This is a genomic window from Kitasatospora sp. NPDC059146 (assembly GCF_042786665.1).
GTDB lineage: Bacteria > Actinomycetota > Actinomycetes > Streptomycetales > Streptomycetaceae > Kitasatospora.
Genome location: NZ_JBHZCY010000011.1, coordinates 112,951 through 127,860 on the forward strand (window position 1 = coordinate 112,951; position 14,910 = coordinate 127,860).

General features: G+C 76.8%; 16 protein-coding genes and 1 pseudogene. 11 read left to right on the forward strand and 6 right to left on the reverse strand.

Going from position 1 to position 14,910, the window contains the following annotated elements:
- The first annotated feature begins 129 nt into the window (after positions 1–129).
- The 6 genes from ACFXPX_RS07465 (at position 130) to ACFXPX_RS07490 (ending at position 4,265) form a co-directional block, all read left to right on the forward strand.
- Entirely contained in the window at positions 130–480 is a 351-nt protein-coding gene (locus tag ACFXPX_RS07465) for a hypothetical protein (RefSeq protein WP_380525341.1), read from the forward strand.
- Between the two features lie 55 nt (positions 481–535).
- Positions 536–1,063 (forward strand): hypothetical protein, encoded by a 528-nt coding sequence (locus ACFXPX_RS07470; protein ID WP_380640018.1) that lies wholly within the window; start codon positions 536–538, stop codon positions 1,061–1,063.
- 71 nt (positions 1,064–1,134) lie between these two features.
- Positions 1,135–1,740 (forward strand): RNA 2',3'-cyclic phosphodiesterase, encoded by a 606-nt coding sequence (gene thpR / locus ACFXPX_RS07475; RefSeq protein WP_380525343.1) that lies wholly within the window; start codon positions 1,135–1,137, stop codon positions 1,738–1,740.
- 184 nt (positions 1,741–1,924) lie between these two features.
- Positions 1,925–3,022: a hypothetical protein gene (locus ACFXPX_RS07480; RefSeq protein WP_380525344.1), complete on the forward strand. Its 1,098-nt coding sequence runs from the start codon at positions 1,925–1,927 to the stop codon at positions 3,020–3,022.
- Between the two features lie 132 nt (positions 3,023–3,154).
- Positions 3,155–3,988: a maleylpyruvate isomerase family mycothiol-dependent enzyme gene (locus ACFXPX_RS07485; RefSeq protein WP_380640020.1), complete on the forward strand. Its 834-nt coding sequence runs from the start codon at positions 3,155–3,157 to the stop codon at positions 3,986–3,988.
- A 136-nt stretch (positions 3,989–4,124) separates the two neighbouring features.
- Positions 4,125–4,265: a hypothetical protein gene (locus tag ACFXPX_RS07490; protein ID WP_380525347.1), complete on the forward strand. Its 141-nt coding sequence runs from the start codon at positions 4,125–4,127 to the stop codon at positions 4,263–4,265.
- 84 nt (positions 4,266–4,349) lie between these two features.
- Here the strand turns inward: ACFXPX_RS07490 and ACFXPX_RS07495 are convergent, their stop codons facing one another.
- Positions 4,350–5,270 carry a hypothetical protein gene (locus ACFXPX_RS07495; RefSeq protein WP_380640022.1) on the reverse strand — a complete coding sequence of 307 codons (921 nt, stop codon included), beginning with the start codon at positions 5,268–5,270 and terminating at the stop codon, positions 4,350–4,352.
- 199 nt (positions 5,271–5,469) lie between these two features.
- On the opposite strand from ACFXPX_RS07495, the gene ACFXPX_RS07500 reads away from it, so the two are divergent.
- On the forward strand, positions 5,470–5,640 hold the full coding sequence (locus ACFXPX_RS07500; RefSeq protein ID WP_375894974.1) for a hypothetical protein: 171 nt from the start codon (positions 5,470–5,472) through the stop codon (positions 5,638–5,640).
- A gap of 49 nt (positions 5,641–5,689) precedes the next feature.
- Here the strand turns inward: ACFXPX_RS07500 and ACFXPX_RS07505 are convergent, their stop codons facing one another.
- The gene (locus ACFXPX_RS07505; RefSeq protein ID WP_380640024.1) at positions 5,690–6,376 is read right to left on the reverse strand and encodes a response regulator; all 687 of its coding nucleotides are present in this window, start codon (positions 6,374–6,376) and stop codon (positions 5,690–5,692) included.
- Positions 6,373–7,596, reverse strand: a complete 1,224-nt coding sequence (locus ACFXPX_RS07510; RefSeq protein WP_380525351.1) for a sensor histidine kinase — start codon at positions 7,594–7,596, stop codon at positions 6,373–6,375. Before ACFXPX_RS07510 ends, ACFXPX_RS07505 begins: the two co-directional genes overlap by 4 nt.
- Before the next feature lie 257 nt (positions 7,597–7,853).
- Between ACFXPX_RS07510 and ACFXPX_RS07515 the strand changes: the two genes are divergently transcribed.
- The gene (locus tag ACFXPX_RS07515) at positions 7,854–9,806 is read left to right on the forward strand and encodes an alpha/beta hydrolase family protein (RefSeq protein ID WP_380640026.1); all 1,953 of its coding nucleotides are present in this window, start codon (positions 7,854–7,856) and stop codon (positions 9,804–9,806) included.
- Entirely contained in the window at positions 9,803–9,964 is a 162-nt protein-coding gene (locus tag ACFXPX_RS07520) for a hypothetical protein (protein ID WP_380640028.1), read from the forward strand. Before ACFXPX_RS07515 ends, ACFXPX_RS07520 begins: the two co-directional genes overlap by 4 nt.
- A gap of 284 nt (positions 9,965–10,248) precedes the next feature.
- Here ACFXPX_RS07520 and ACFXPX_RS07525 read toward each other — a convergent pair whose 3' ends face one another.
- The 3 genes and pseudogenes from ACFXPX_RS07525 to ACFXPX_RS07535 form a co-directional block, all read right to left on the reverse strand.
- Positions 10,249–10,692: a hypothetical protein gene (locus ACFXPX_RS07525; protein ID WP_380640030.1), complete on the reverse strand. Its 444-nt coding sequence runs from the start codon at positions 10,690–10,692 to the stop codon at positions 10,249–10,251.
- Between the two features lie 92 nt (positions 10,693–10,784).
- A complete protein-coding gene (locus ACFXPX_RS07530; protein ID WP_380640032.1) occupies positions 10,785–12,122 on the reverse strand; it encodes a tetratricopeptide repeat protein in 1,338 nt (445 codons plus the stop codon).
- A gap of 99 nt (positions 12,123–12,221) precedes the next feature.
- Positions 12,222–12,767: pseudogene (locus ACFXPX_RS07535) on the reverse strand (AAA family ATPase).
- Positions 12,768–12,892: 125 nt separating this feature from the next.
- On the opposite strand from ACFXPX_RS07535, the gene ACFXPX_RS07540 reads away from it, so the two are divergent.
- A complete protein-coding gene (locus ACFXPX_RS07540) occupies positions 12,893–13,441 on the forward strand; it encodes a DUF2165 domain-containing protein (protein ID WP_380525360.1) in 549 nt (182 codons plus the stop codon).
- A gap of 115 nt (positions 13,442–13,556) precedes the next feature.
- Positions 13,557–14,822, forward strand: a complete 1,266-nt coding sequence (locus ACFXPX_RS07545) for a phosphodiester glycosidase family protein (RefSeq protein ID WP_380640034.1) — start codon at positions 13,557–13,559, stop codon at positions 14,820–14,822.
- Positions 14,823–14,910 lie beyond the last annotated feature (88 nt).

The following is a 14,910-nucleotide window of genomic DNA, read 5'->3' on the forward strand; positions in this document are numbered from 1 at the left end:
GCGCCCCTACGCCCGCCCGGGGTACCCGGGGGGCCCCCACGCCCGGGACCCCCGGGGGGGGGTGCCCCCCGGGGCGCCCCGGGGGCCCCCACCACCGGCCCTGGCCGGGCCCCGACTAGGGTGGCGGACATGCCGCTCGTCGACGTGACCCACGCGCCCACCGTGCCCGAGTCCACCCTGCGCGAGCTGGGCTCGGTGCTGCCGCACCTGGTGTCCCTGGCCGTGGAGTGCCCCGAGGAGCCGTACGACGGGGACCTGCGACCCGGCGACGTCGAACTGCGCTTCCGGCCGCTGGGCCCGCTGGACCGCAGCGGCCTGGCGGTGGTGATCGAGGTCAAGTCGAAGTGGTTCGCCAGCCGCGCGGCCGACCGCCAGGAACGCGTGGACACCCTCCACGCGAACATCCGCGCCGCGACCGGGCTCACCGACTTCGGCGTCTACCTCTCGCTGCCCGTCGCCGCCTGGTCCCAAGGAGACTGACCCCTCCCGCCCGGGACCCCAGCCCCCTGCTCCAACTGCTGCGACCATGGGCCACATGCTGTCGCTGACGATGAACGACGCCGCCGCCCAGGCGCTCGGAGTGCACGACCACCCCGCCGCCCTGACGCCGCCCGGCGGCCTCGCCCCCGGCCTGCGCGGCCGCCTCGCCGACGGGATCACCCGCCGCGGAGCCGTCCTCACCTGGGCCGACTCGACGGCCGACGCCGGCGCCGCGCCCGCCGCCTTCACCGACCTCACCGCCTGGGAGTGCGCCGACAGCTCCTTCCACCTGGAGGACCACGTCCCCGTCGAGGTCCGGACCGTCGACGACGCCCCGCAGATCTCCGAGGACGGCCAACGGCTCCTCCTCCTGCACGGGATCGCCCTCGCCCTGGAGTTCCGCCGCCTCCTCACCGGAGCGGACCACCCGGGCCCGGTGCGCTGCATCGTCGCGGCCAACGGGACGAACGCCACGTTCAGGTTCCACCGGATCCGCGCGGGCCAGTCCTGGCACAACCCCGACCTCGACGGCTACCGGACGGACAAGCTGGTCGTCCTCGACCTCGCCCCGGCCGCCCGCTGACCCCCGCCCCCGAGCCCCGCCCCTGGTCCCCGCCCCGATCCACCCGACGGCCGGGGTGCTAGAAATCCCCCGTGGACGAACACCCCGAACCCTCGACCCGGCGCGTCTTCGTGGCCCTGGCCCCACCCGACGACGCCAAGGACGAGCTGGCCCACGCCCTCCGCCCCGCCTACGCCGCCTACCCGCGGCTGCGGTGGAACCGGATCGAGGACTGGCACATCACCCTCGCCTTCCTCGGCGAACTGCCCACCACCGCCGTACCGCCGCTGCGCACCGCCCTGGCCGCCCTGGCCCCCGCGCACCCCGCCCCGCGCCTGGGCCTGCACGGCGGCGGCCACTTCGACGACCGCCTCCTGTGGGCCGACATCGACGGCGACCTCGAAGCCCTGCACCGACTCGCCACCGACGTCCGCACCCTGGCCAGGACCTGCGGCATCGACTTCCACGACCGCCCGCTGCGCCCCCACCTGACCCTGGCCCGGGCCCGCCGCGACGACCCCACCGGCGTCCCGCTGGCCGCGGCCGGCCTCACCGGCTTCCACGGCCGCCCCTGGCGGGCCGAACGCCTCCACCTGGTCGGCAGCAACACCGGCCGCGGCCCCGGCCCGATCCACTACCGCGACATCGAGGCCTGGCACCTGGGCACCGCCACCGGCAGCGCCCCTGACGAGCCGTAGCCGCCGAGCCGTAGCCGACGAGCTGCGGCCGACGAGTGGTCACCGTGCGCTCGCCCGTACGTCGATCGGATCTTCATCCGCATCGGCTAGCCTGCCCCCCGGCACCGCGGGTCCGCAGGTCATCCAGCGCTGACGGCCCGCCACCACGCCGCACGGCACCGCACGTTCCACGAGGGGGAAACCGATGTCCCGCACGACCCACCGCCGTACCGCCGCCACGCTCACCGCGGCCGCCACCACGGCCCTGCTCGCCCTCACCGGCACCGCCGCCACCGCTGCCGCACCGCTGTCCGGCACCGAGGCGACCATCGCCGTCGGTGCCCGGGGCGTCGTGCCGGTGGTCAGCCCCGACGGCGCCAAGGCCTACGTCGTGGTGACCGAGGCCGACAACACCTCCACCGTGAAGACGGTGGACACCCAGACCGGCGCCGTCACCGCCCGCCTGGCCCTGGGCACCCTCCAGTGGAGCGCCCACCCGGCCCTCAGCGCGGACGGCTCGCGCCTGTACGTCCTCGACGGCCAGCGCCTCAGCGTGGTGGACACCGCCACCCTGACCCTGCTCGCCACCCTCGCCCTGCCCGACCAGCCGCGCCCCGCCGGCTGGACCGCGGGCTCCACCTCCGGACTGGCCCTCAGCCCGGACGGTGCCACCCTGTACGTCTCCCAGAACGGCGCGACCGCCTACCGGCAGAACGGCCAGAGCCGGATCCTGGCCTTCGCCACCGCGCAGCGGGCCTTCACCGCATCCGTCCAGGTCCAGGCCCCCTACGTCGGCGCTCCCGCGGCCCGCCCGGGCACCGGCGACGTGTACGTCGGCACCAGCCAGGGCGTGGTCCACGTGGCCGCGGCCGCCACCGCGCCGACCGTGGCCGGCACCGTCCAGGGCACCGCCACGAACCTGGACTACAACCTGGCGTTCACCCCCGACGGCAAGCGCCTGTTCGGCCTCGCCGAACTCGGCAGCGGCGCCAGCACCGTCATCGACCCGGCCACCGACACCGTCACCACCACCTTCCACCCCGCCACCGGCAGCGACGCCCTGGAGAACCCGCAGGTCAGCGCCGACGGTACCCGGCTCTACCTCGCCGACAGCAACTACGGCACGAGCAGCACCTCCGTCCTCGCCCTCGACACCGCCACCGGCGCCCCCGTCCCCGCCGACAGCGCCGGAGACCTCGACGAGGACGGCCTCACCGGCCTGGCGCTGGGCCCCGACGGCCACACCTTCTACGTGGGCGGCACCGCCGGCCAGAGCGCCAACCTCCAGATCGTCGCCCACTGACGGAGCGTCGGACCGCCCAGGCCCGACGGCCCCCGCCCGCCGGGCGGGGGCCCGGTCCTGTCCCCGCACCGACCGTGCCGACCGCGCCGTACCCCTGGACAGCGGCGGGGGAGTGGGCCACGCTTCACCCCCATGAACGCCCCGCAGCCCCCGCACCGCCCCGGCGCCGCCGGCCCCGGTGCCGCCCGCACCGCGCTCCTGCGGGCGGTGACCGAGGTCGGCGACGAGGCCCCCGCCCTGCTGGCCGGCTGCGACGGGGGAACCCCCGTCCCCGGATCCACCTGGACGGTCGCCGAAGCCGCCGCCCACCTCGCGATGGCCAACGAGCTGATGGCCGCCCTGGCCGCCGGCGGGCAACGGCCCTACGGCGACGGCACCCCCGGCTCGCTGGCCGCCGCGAACGCGGCCGCCCTGGCCGCCCGGCCCGAACGCGACCCGGCCGTCCTCGCCGCGCAGATCGCCGAGCGGGCACGGGAGTTCACCGCGGCGGCCACCCCGCGCCCCGGCACCGCCCCGGTGGCGACCCCGCTCGGCGCGATGGACCTGGACGCCCTCACCGCCTACCTGCTGACCCACATGCTGGCCCACCTCTACGACATCGCCCGCGCCCTCGGCCGCCCGCACCCGCTGGACCGCCGGCGCGTCGCGCTGACGCTGCCCTTCCTGCGCACCGCCATGCCGTGGGTGGTCGATCCCCGCGCCGCGGCCGGCCACAACGCCTGCTACCGCCTGCGGATCCGCGGCCTGGAAGGCTTCGCGGTTACCTTCGCGGACGGCGCCGCCACGGTGAGCCCGCAGCCGCCGCGCCGCCCGGACTGCACGATCCTCACCGAGCCGGTGGCGTTCTTCCTCATGGCCCTGGGCCGCCTCGGCGCCACCGACGCCCTGCTGCGCGGCAAGGTCCTCGCCTGGGGCCGCCGCCCCTGGCTGGCCCCGGCCTTCCCCGCCCTGTTCACCGCCCCCTGAACCGCGCCCCGCCGGGAAGGACCGCTCGGTGGGGGAGGGTTCCTCCGATCCGTGCGAGTGACCTTCTGGTGACGGTCCGTCATGACAGGATCGGTGCGGGTCGACACGGCGTCGACCGGAAGGAGAAGGAGGAGACATGAGCGAGGACAACGAGGCGACGACGTCCGCCGAGGACAAGGCCCCGGCCAAGGGCTACGCGGGCACCGAGATCAAGATCGAGGGCGAGGACCACATCATCATCCGCGAGGACGAGGTCCCGGTGGCCGACACCGAGTGAGGCGCCCGCGCCCGTGCCCGCGGGTCGGTGCGGTCGGTGCGGGCCGCTCCTCCCGCCGGGTGTTCCCGGCGCCCGGCGGCGGGGTCAGTCCGGCAGGCCCTTGAAGCCGGCGAGCAGTTCTCTCAGGGCCCGCTGTGCGGCCGGGTAGGCCTCCTCGGCGGCCGGGGCACCGGGGGAGGCGTTCGTCGGGGTGCGGTTCCCGCCGACCCTGACCATTTCGACCAGGACCCGGCCGTTGGTGCCGTAGAACACCGCCTCGCCGTAGTCCACGTCCACCGGGCCCGACGCGGGGGAGGCCCGCAGGTCGCCGTCGGGCACCAGCTTCCCGTCCGGGCCGATGGTCCAGCCGGGGCCCGCGGGCGGGGTGGTGGCGCCCGGGGCGGCGGACACCGACCGGGTGAGCACGGCCACGCCCGGGCCCTCCGTCCCGGTGGTGATCCCCACGGTGGTCGCCACCGGCACGGTGGACCGCGAGCGGGGGTCGTCGGGCGCGACCGTGCGCGGCTCGCACGTCCGGCCGGCCGTCACCACGTCGGCGAGCAGCTTCGTGCTGTCCGTGCCGCGCGCGAGCACGTACACGCTCGCCCACATCCCGTCCGCCGCGGCGGGCACCCGCAGCTCGTACAGGGCCGGCACGGGCACCGTCGGAGCCCCGGTGCGGACCTTGTCGTCGATCCGCACACCGACCCGCGGCGCCTCCAGCCGGCAGGGCGAGAGCGCCAGCGGCTTGCCCGGCCCGGGCCGCAGCACCTCGCCGCCGCGCAGCCCCGCCGTGCCGGACAGGTACACCGACTCGACGATCTGCCGCAGGTGGCCGGAGCCGAGCTCGGTCCCCTCGACCTCCTCGGCCCCGCCGCCCGCGCCCGCTCCGGTACCGGCTCCGGTACCCGCGCCCGCCGGGGTGCTCGCGGCCGTGTCCGCCGCCGGGGCGCCCGCCCCCGAGCACCCGCCCAGCCCCGCACAGGTGATCGCCAACACCGTTGCCGCCCAAAGGCGTTCGGTCATTCGCATGCCCAGCACGGTACCGTCGCCACCCGCCCGCCGTACGGCCAACGCCCAAGCGGACCGGCCGGCCCGCGGCCGCCCGCGGCCGCCCGCCCGACTTGCGGGCCGCCGGGCCCGGAGAGGTGATGGGAGGGGGCGCGTACCGAACCCGTACCGAGCCCGTACCCGACCAGGGGCCGTCCGGCCGAGGAGGATCCCCATGTCGCACCACAAGTCGAACAAGGACGTCGAGGGCGATCCCGACACCGGCCACGGCCGCGGCCTGCCCCGGCGCCCCGACGAGGCCGAGCTGGAGGAGCGCACCGAGGAGGACCGCGAGGAGGTCGGCCTGCCGCCGGACGGCGAGGAGGACGAGGAGGGGCGCAGGTAGCGGCCCCGCCCCTCTCCGTCGGTCCTCACCGGCCCGCGGGCGGGCGGTGTCAGGCCGGGGGGACGAGGCGGTTCTCGTAGGCGAAGACCACGGCCTGGATCCGGTCGCGGAGTTCGAGCTTGTGCAGGATCCGCCCCAGGTGGGACTTCACGGTCGCCTCCGCGAGGTACAGGGCGGCCGCGATCTCGGCGTTGGACAGGCCGAGGCCCACCTGGAGGAGCACGTCGCGCTCGCGGGCGCTGAGCCGGCCCAGCCGCTCGTCCTGGCCGCTGCCGCTGCCGCTGCCGGGGCCGGTGCGGGTGCCGTCGGGCAGGTGCGGGCGGAAGTCCTCCAGCAGGCGGCGGGTGATCCGGGGGGAGAGCGCCGCGTCACCCGCGGCCACGTTGCGTATCGCGGTGAGGAGCTCCTCGGGCCTGGTGTTCTTCAGCAGGAAGCCCGAGGCCCCGGCGCCGAGGCCGGCGAAGGCGTACTCGTCCAGGTCGAAGGTGGTGAGGATCAGCACCCTGCTCCGCGGGGAGGCCAGGGTGATCTGCCGGGTCGCCTCGATCCCGTCGGTCCCGGGCATCCGGACGTCCATGAGGACGACGTCGGGCCGCAGCTCCCGGGCGAGGCGTACGGCCTGGGCGCCGTCCGCGGCCTCGCCCACCGGTGCCATGTCGGGCTGGGCCTCCAGGATCGTGGCGAAGGCCATCCGGAGCAGCGCCTCGTCGTCGGCGATCAGGATGCGGATCGTCATGCGGGCACGGCTCCGTCGCCGTCGAGGAGGAGGCGGGTGTGCACGCCCCAGCCGCCGCCCGGGAGCGGTCCGGCCCGCAGCGTCCCCCCGTAGGCGGCGCAGCGCTCGCGCATGCCGGGGATGCCGTGGCCGGGCGCAGCGGCCCCCGCCCCGGTCCTGCCCCCGGAGGCGGTTCCGGGGCCGCTGTCGGTGACGTCCACGGTCACGGTCGCGGCCGAGCACCGGACCCGGACCTCGGCGCGGGTGCCGGCGGGGGAGTGTTTGAAGGTGTTGGTCAAGGCTTCCTGCACCAGGCGGTAGACGGTCAGTTGGGCGGTGGCGGGCACGTGGGCGTGGCCGCCCCGCAGCTCGACCCTGGTCGCCAGCCCGGCGGCGCGCATCCGCTCGGCCAGGGCCTCCAACTGGGCGAGGCCGGGCAGCGGGTGGCGCTGCGCGTCCGGTTCGTCGGTGCGCAGGATGCCCAGCGAGCGCCGCATGTCGGTCAGGGCCTGACGGCCGGTCTCGGAGGCCTGGACCATCGCGGCGGTGGCCCGCTCGGGCGAGCGGTGCTGGGCGTGGACGGCGGCGTCGGTGAGCGCGACCATGACGGACAGGTTGTGGGTGACGATGTCGTGCACCTCCCGGGCGATGCGGGTGCGCTCCTCGGCGACGGCCAGTCGCGCCTGCTGGTCCTGCTGGCGTTCCAGGTGCGTGGCCCGTTCCTCCAGCGCCGCGAGGTAGGCGCGGGTGGTGCGCGCGTTCGCGCCCAGCGCCGCGGCGGCGACGACCGCCGCGCTCAGCGCGACGAAGGGCGCCAGGAACGCGCCTTCCGTCGCCCAGCGCAGGCACGCCAGCAGCGCCCCGCCCTCCACGACGGCGCCGGCGAGGAGCGCGTCGCGCCGGCCCGCGTGCGCGGCCACCGCGTGCAGGGCCACCAACAGGCAGACATCGGCGGGGAGTTGGACGCCCACCAGCCACTGGACGAAGGCCGCGCCGGCCACGGCGCCGAACACCGCACGCGGGGCCCGGTGCCGCCACACCAGGGGCAGCGCGAGGGCCACCGTGAGGGCTGCGGCCACCGGGAACTCCCGCGGCGCGCGGGTGGCCGCGACATGGAGCAGCAGCAGCGCGAGCGGCAGCGACTCCCGTACGGCGGGCGGCGGTCGGAGGCCGCGCAGCCGCGTGCTCCCCACCGCTCGCACCACCCGGCCCGGGCCGGACTGCGCGGCCGCCTCGGTCATCCCCACGTTCCCCACATCCCTGTCGGCGTCGGTCCCGACGGTCCTGTTGAATGCGCCGTGCCCGCTGAGCGCGCCACGCCACGGTAGGCCGCGGGGGCGGTGGCGCACATGAGTCCGCCGTCTGACGGCACCACCGGCCCTGTACGACCACAGGAGGAGTGCGGTACCTCCTGCGGTCGCAGCGCACCCGCCCGTGCGGCGTGCCCGGTTGCGACCGCGGTGGCAGGCGAGGGCGACCGGGGGGCGACCGGGGGTCGATGCGGCGCCCGGTGCCCCGCCCCGACGATGGCGGCGTGACCGAGATCATCACGGGACTGTCCATGTCCCCTCCCGAGTTCCTCGCCGTGCTGGGCGCCCTCGCGCTGGTGGTGGCGCGCTGGCTTCCCCCCGCCGCCCGACCGCGCGTCACCGTCGCGGCGGTGGCGGTCCTCGTCCTGGCCACGGCGGTGCTGGGCGTGGTGGGGCTCCGCTGGCAACTGCTGCCGGTGCTGGCTGGGGCCGCCCTCGCGCTGCCCTTCGCCCTCGCCCCCCTGCTGCGACGGCTCCGCCGCCTCCACCGCTCTGCCGCCGACCCCGCCACCGACCCCGGCGACCCCGCCGCCCCCGGCCGGCCCGGGTGGCGGGCCCGGTGGTGGCTGGCGCTGCCGGGCTCGGCGGCCTGCGTGGGCCTGATCGCGGCGGGGCCGGTGGCCGCCTGGGCCTTCCCGGTGCCCGTGTTCCCCGAGCCGTCGGGCCCCTTCGCGGTCGGCACCCGGGTGGTGCAGTGGACCGACCCCCAGCGCCCCGAGACCTTCACCGCCGACCCCGACGACCGGCGCACCGTCGTCGTCCAACTCTGGTACCCCGCACGGAAGAGCCCCGCGGACGCGCCGCGGGCCCAGTACCTCGGGCGCACCGAGCAGGAGGCGCGCACCGTCTCCGACGCCCTCGCCCACGGCGTCGGCCTGCCCGGCTTCCTGGTCGACGGCGTCCCGCGGGCCCGCACCCACGCGGTCTTCAACGCCCCCGTGTCCGGCGGGGACGAGCGGTTCCCGGTCGTCCTGTTCTCCCCCGGGGCGGGCGGGGTGCGCACCCAGAACACCGCCTGGGCGGAGGAACTGGCCAGCCACGGCTACGTGGTGGCCGGCCTCGACCACCCGTACGACTCCGCCGCCGTCGTCCTCGACGACGGCCGCACGATCCGCACCGCGACCACCTCCTCCGGCGACCGCGACACCGACGAGCAACTCGCCGCCGGCTGGACGGCCGTCCGCGCCGCCGACCTCGGCTTCGCCCTCACCCAGCTGGAGAACCTGGACCGGAGCGGGAGCAGCGACCCGCTGGCCGGACGCCTGGACACCGGCAAGGTCGCCGCCACCGGCCACTCCATGGGCGGCGCCGCCGCCCTCCAGGCGGCCCGCCGGGACCCCCGGATCGACGCCGTCATCGACCTGGACGGCTTCCCCCACGGCCCCACCACCCCCGCCCTCCACCAGCCGGTGCTCGCGCTCACCCAGGCCGTCACCCCCGGCACCGACCCGCGCTACCTGCCCCGCCTCACCGAGGCCCTCGCCCTCGACACCGCGACCGGCTACCGCCTCACCGTCCCCGGCGCCGCCCACCTCACCTTCATGGACGGCCCGCTGTACCTGCCACCGGTGCCCCAGATCGTCGGCTCCCTGGGCCGCACCGCGAGCCCGCACCTCGTCGCCGCGACCACCCTGGCCTTCCTGGACACCACCCTGCGCCACGCGCCCGGCGACCTGGCCGGCACCCTGTCGGCGTACGGCAGCCTCAGCGTCCACCGCCCGGACGGCCCCCCTTACCGGTCCGCGCGGCCTGGCCCCGCCCCCGCCCCGGCAGGACAGCGGGGCGGGGGCGGGGCCGGGCACCGGGGCGTCAGTTCGCCCCGCCCCCGGGCTCCCCGGCCGCCCCGTACTGCCGGTGCACGTCCAGGTAGGGCAGCCGCACCCGCTCCCGCCACTCGGCCACCTGCGCGTGCGCGGCCGGCCGCACCGCCGCCGCCTCGGCCGCGTCCTCGACCCAGCCGTACGGGTACGGGCTGCCCAGGGCCACCGCCGCCACGGCCAGGTAGCGGGCCATCGCCGCGTCGTCCCCCACCGCCAGGGTCTCCACCTCGCCCCGGTCGAGCGCGATGCCGATCTCCCAGGCCCCCTGCGCCGTCCGCCGCGCGTCCCAGCCGCGCACCCACTGCACCCGCTCCGCCGTGACCTCACCGCCCGGCCGGGGCTCCAGCCCCGCGTCCCGCAGCGCGGGCACCACGGCGGCGGGGGAGTCCCAGGGGATCGGCAACCCCGCGCTCACCGCCACACCGAGCACCGTGCGGCACGGGTACGGCGTACCGCAGCACGCACAGCGCGGCTGCTGAGACCCGGCGTCACCCCCCTGCGCCCGGGCGGGCTCGTGCGACTGCACCACGCCACCCAGCAGGTACTGGTGCAGGCCGACCGGCTGCCCCGCCTCCTTCGAGTCCCGCAGGAGCAACTGCAACAGCCGGTGGAACAGCCGCCCGGCCTCGTAGCCGCCCAACGGCGGCACCGGCACCGTCACCTGCGCCGGCACCTGAACCACACCGTCACTTCCCTGCCCGTCACGACCCATGCGGGCGAGCCTAGGGCCCGTCTTCGACCTTCCGCCGCCCGGCCCGGCGCGCTACCGGCCGGCCGCGCCGGCCGCCTCCAGCACCTGCGTCACCAGGGGGACATCGGCCTTGGGGATCAGGATCACGTGCTGCGCCCCGTCCGCCACCAGGTCGAAGCGCGCCATCTTCGGGTGCGGGGCCTTCTGCCCCGACGCCGACAGGCCGAACGGCCCCCGGAGGGCGACGTCCTCGCCGGTGCGCCGGTTGTGCCAGGCCACCGAGCCGGCCGTGAGGTGCAGGTAGCCGGAGGCCGTGTGCGCAACGGTGCGCCCCTTGCCGATCGGCAGCATCCTGACCGTGCCCAGCGTCGAGCTCGAACAGGCCACCTGCAAGGTGGTGCCCGCCCGGAGGTCGGCCAGGTCCTTCTCCGTGCTCGCCCGGCGCAGGCCGACCATCGACAGCAGGACGTCGGAGAAGGTTCTGGTGCCCGCCGCGCGGCGGATGTCGGTCGTCATGGCGCAGATCCTCCCAGGTGACCCCGGCAGGCCCGTGACCAGGGGGGTTGTTTGTTCCGGAGGGTTTCGTCCCGGCGGGTGGGGACGGGCCGTCACGCGAAGCGGGAGCTGCGCACCGGCCCGGCGGAAGCCACCCGGTCGCGCGGACCGGCGGCGGGCCAGCCGACCGCGCGGGCGGCGAAGGCCGTGAGGACCGCGTCCGGGTCGGCCGGGGTCCCGCCGTCGCCCTCCGGCGCCTCCGGGGCGGCGGCGAGGATCGCCTCGGCGAGCTCCTCGGCCGAGCGCCGGTCGGGCCCGGCCTCCGCCGGTTCGCCGTCCTCGCCGAACTGCAGGCCCGGCTCCCACGGGGCGTTCACGATCTGCCCCAGCAGGGTGGAGACATCGGCCGTCACGGCGGGCGGGTCCGTCCAGCAGGTGGCGTGCTCGAAGAGCAACTGGCCCTCCGCGCGCTCGTTCAGCTGCGCCACCACGGCGGGATCGCACTCGTTCAGGTCGTACGCGACCACCAGCGCACCCGGCGTACCGGGCCGGAACGGCGCCGCCGGCACCCCGAGCAGCCGCGCCGCGGCCAGCCCGAGCGCCCGGCTGCCCCGGTCGGCCAGCAGCGCGACCGAGTCGGGCGTGCGACCGGTGGCGGCCAGGACGGCGCGCAGCCGCTCCAGACCGTGGTGGCAGTGCCCGAAGTCGTCCTGGAGGTAGGCCCAGCGGCCGGTCATGCCCTGCTCGAAGCCGTGCGGCGAGAGGGTGGTGAGCAGGCCGCCGGTGAGCACGTAGTGCCAGCCCCGCAGGTCCCGCCCGTCCACCGGCGGCAGCTCCGCGGCCCGCTCCAGCATCCGCCCGACCCGCTGCCCCGGCCCCACCCAGATCCCCTCGGGGGCCGACATCGCCCCGAACACCTCACGGGCCAGCGGTATCCGTCCGTCCATCAGGGCGTTGTAGACCGTCAGGTACCGGTCCGGCCAGTCGCCGAGCCGCTCGTCGTGCTCACGCAGCACGGCCAGTGCCTCGCCGTGCCGCTCGCAGCCCTCCAGGGCCGACACCAGCTCCAGCAGCACCTTGCGCAGCCCGAGCTGCGGGGCGGCCTGCGACTTGGCCCTGCGGCGGAACAGGCCGGTGCGCACCGCGGCGGCCGGCGGCGCCTGGACCAGCCGCAGCGCCTCCCGCAGCGCGGGGACGGCCACCGCGTCGATGCCGCGCTCGACGCAGGCGTAGCCGTAGTCGTAGAGCCGCTCGGCGTCCCCGGGCCGGGCCGCCAGCGCCGTCGAAGCCTGCGCCAGGTCCTCGAAACCGGCGCCCCGGGCCAGCCCGGCCAGCAGCGGCGCGACCTCGGCGGGCGGGAGCCGGTCCGCAGCGGAGCGCAGCACCCGCATCGACCCCTGCGGGTCGCCGGACTCGAAGAGCTCCCGGGCTTCGGACAGTTCGCTGGTCATGGGTCTCCGGAGGTCAGAGGGCGTGCAGGACCCCAGGATGATCCTCGACCGACCACCACCCGGGCAACCCGGTTTCCGCCGCCGGACGGGAACGCGGGCTCAGGGCCTCGGCGTCCAGCCGGGCGGCGTGAGGGCGGTGTCGGCGAGGATCCGTTCGACCGTCCCGTCGAGGGTGCTGCCCTGCCCGATGACCCGCTCCAGCCCGCCCGGCAGGAAGTCGCGGGCCCGGTACCAGCCGGCCATCTGCTCGGGGGAGAACTCCGCGGCCATCGGGCGGGTGGCGTGCCGTCGCACGGTCTCGTCGAAGTCGACGTCCAGGTAGTAGAGGAAGCTGCGACCGCGGTGCTCCGCGGCGAGCCGGGTCAGCATCGCGCCGTAGCGGTCGGCGGCGAGGATGCCCTCGACCACGACGTGGAACCCGTGGTCGAGGGCGTGCCGCGCCACCAGGTCGATCAGGCCGATGTTCGCCCCGCCGACGACGTCCCGCTCGCGCAGCACGGTGCGCCGCAGCACGTCCTAGCCCACCACCGCGACGCCTCGGCCGTAGGCGTCGCGCAGCCGCGCCGCGACGCTCGACTTCCCGGCCCCGCTCGGACCGCGCACCACCACCAGCACGGTGTCCGCACGGCCCGTCCCGCCCCGCACCGGACCATCCTCAAGTTCCGCCACGGCACAAGAGCATGACCAACCGTCAGCCCTTCGCGCAACGACCCCACCACCCCGACCGCGGCCGGGCCAACTCCCCCCCCCCGGGCGCTAGCCTGTTCCGCATGCCGACCAGCCGCCCCGCCGACCCGGGCCCCACCCTCCGCGACCGCCTGCTCGCGTTCGGCTCGCTGCCCGCGGCGGCGGCCGTGCTCACCGGCGTGAACGCCCTCTACCTGCTCCTCGTGGTCTTCGGGAACGTCACCGACTTCGCCACCAACCAGCACTTCGTCCAGCACGTGCTGGCGATGGACACCACCTTCCGGGACCGGGACCTGATGTGGCGCTCCATCACCTCGCCCGGCCTGCAGAACGCCGCCTACGTGGCGATCATCGCCTGGGAGGCGCTGAGCGCCCTGGCGCTGACGGCGGGAACGCTCGCCTGGTGGCTGCGGCCGGAGGCGGCGCGCCGCCTCAGCACCCTCGGCCTGCTGCTGATGCTGCTCCTCTTCGGGGCCGGATTCATCGGGATCGGCGGCGAGTGGTTCGCCATGTGGCAGTCGAAGGCCTGGAACGGCCTGGACGCGGCGATCCGCAACGTCACCCTGGCCGGACTGGCCCTGGTGGTGGTGAACCTGCCGCACCCCCGCACCCCCTCCGCCCCGCCGGAGTGAGACACCCCCGGAGCCCGCGAACGTCCCGCCCGCTTTCCTGCGGGGGTGGGACGGCCGGGCGGCGCGCCGCAGGCGGTGCGGGGGCGGCTCGGCGGTGGGCGTCAGCATGGCCGGCATGAAGACCGTTCTGCGCTGCGCGGGCGCCCTCCTGCTGGCCGCGGGTCCGATCGGCCCGGCCGCCTCGCCCTCCCGGGCCGAGGCCGCCGCGGACTGGGCGGTGCTCGCGCCCGGCGTCGGCTACCGGGAGCTGACGGTGCCCACCCCGCACGGCCGGGCGCGGGTGTACGCCGTGCGGGCCGACCTGCGCGCGCCCGGTGTGCGGGCGGACCTGCTGTTCCCCGGCGCGGTGGCGGCCCGGGCGCCGCTGACCGCGCTGGTCGGTGCGAGCGGTGCGGTGGCGGCGGTCAACGGGGACTTCTTCGACATCAGCGAGGAGCAGCACCCGGGGGTGCCGGCCACCGGGGCGCCGTCCGGGCCGGAGGTGTACCGGGGGCGGGCGTTGAAGGCGGCGGTGCCGTCGGCGCAGCGGTTCGGGTGGCGGCCGCCGCCGGGGGAGACCGACCGGGACGTGCTCGGGGTCGGGGCGGACGGGGTGGCCCGGCTGGGGCGCCTGGTGCTGCGGGGCGGTGTGCGGGCCGCGGGCGGGGTGTGGCCGGTGGGCGGGCTGAACCAGTACGCCCTGCCGGTCGGTTCGATCGGGGTGTTCACGCCGGAGTGGGGCGAGGTCTCCCGGGCCCGCGCGGCGTGCGGGAACGACGAGTCGCGCGCGGCCCCCTGCACGGCGGACACCTGGGAGGTGACGGTCCGCCGGGGCCGGGTGGCCGCGACCTCCCCGACCCCGGGTGCGGGCCCGATCCCGGCGGGCAGCACCGTGCTGCTGGGCCGCGAGGCCGGCGCCCGGGTGCTGGCGGGCCTGCCCGTCGGCACCCCGGTCGCGGTGGACCACCGCCTCGTCCCGGACGCCCCGGTGCCCTTCCGCTTCGCGCTCGGCGCCTACCGGCTGCTGCGCGACGGGCAGGAGCCGGCGGGCCTGGACGCCACGACCGCCGAGCCGCGCAGCGCGGTCGGCCTCGCGGACGGCGGGCGGGTGCTGACGCTGCTGTCCACGGACGGGCGCGAGGGCACCTCCACCGGCCTGACGCTCACCGAGCTCGCCCGGGTGCTGCGCGGGCTCGGCTGCCCGGACGGCGCCTACCTGGACGGCGGCGCCTCCGCCACCCTCGTCACCCGCGACCCCGCCACCGGCGGGCCCACCGTGCGCAACCACCTCGACCACGGCCTGGAACGCAGGATCCCCAACGCCCTCGGCGTCTTCGCCGCACGGCCCGGCGTGCGGCCCGCTCCCGGTATCGCGGCGCGGGCGGCCGACAGCGGCGGCTAGGGCCTGTCCGGCGGATCTTGCCAGGCGCGCGACGCCGGGCATCCCGCCTGGACGCACGCCCGAATCGCCCAAGTACGTCCAGTACGAG

Bases quoted from the DNA above. Each gene is read 5' to 3' on its own strand.
- ACFXPX_RS07465 (WP_380525341.1), top strand. From the start codon at position 130: ATGCCGCTCGTCGACGTGACCCACGCGCCCACCGTGCCCGAGTCCACC.
- ACFXPX_RS07470 (WP_380640018.1), top strand. From the start codon at position 536: ATGCTGTCGCTGACGATGAACGACGCCGCCGCCCAGGCGCTCGGAGTG.
- ACFXPX_RS07480 (WP_380525344.1), top strand. From the start codon at position 1,925: ATGTCCCGCACGACCCACCGCCGTACCGCCGCCACGCTCACCGCGGCC.
- ACFXPX_RS07485 (WP_380640020.1), top strand. From the start codon at position 3,155: ATGAACGCCCCGCAGCCCCCGCACCGCCCCGGCGCCGCCGGCCCCGGT.
- ACFXPX_RS07490 (WP_380525347.1), top strand. From the start codon at position 4,125: ATGAGCGAGGACAACGAGGCGACGACGTCCGCCGAGGACAAGGCCCCG.
- ACFXPX_RS07495 (WP_380640022.1), bottom strand. From the start codon at position 5,270: ATGACCGAACGCCTTTGGGCGGCAACGGTGTTGGCGATCACCTGTGCG.
- ACFXPX_RS07500 (WP_375894974.1), top strand. From the start codon at position 5,470: ATGTCGCACCACAAGTCGAACAAGGACGTCGAGGGCGATCCCGACACC.
- ACFXPX_RS07505 (WP_380640024.1), bottom strand. From the start codon at position 6,376: ATGACGATCCGCATCCTGATCGCCGACGACGAGGCGCTGCTCCGGATG.
- ACFXPX_RS07510 (WP_380525351.1), bottom strand. From the start codon at position 7,596: ATGACCGAGGCGGCCGCGCAGTCCGGCCCGGGCCGGGTGGTGCGAGCG.
- ACFXPX_RS07515 (WP_380640026.1), top strand. From the start codon at position 7,854: ATGCGGCGCCCGGTGCCCCGCCCCGACGATGGCGGCGTGACCGAGATC.
- ACFXPX_RS07525 (WP_380640030.1), bottom strand. From the start codon at position 10,692: ATGACGACCGACATCCGCCGCGCGGCGGGCACCAGAACCTTCTCCGAC.
- ACFXPX_RS07530 (WP_380640032.1), bottom strand. From the start codon at position 12,122: ATGACCAGCGAACTGTCCGAAGCCCGGGAGCTCTTCGAGTCCGGCGAC.
- ACFXPX_RS07540 (WP_380525360.1), top strand. From the start codon at position 12,893: ATGCCGACCAGCCGCCCCGCCGACCCGGGCCCCACCCTCCGCGACCGC.
- ACFXPX_RS07545 (WP_380640034.1), top strand. From the start codon at position 13,557: ATGAAGACCGTTCTGCGCTGCGCGGGCGCCCTCCTGCTGGCCGCGGGT.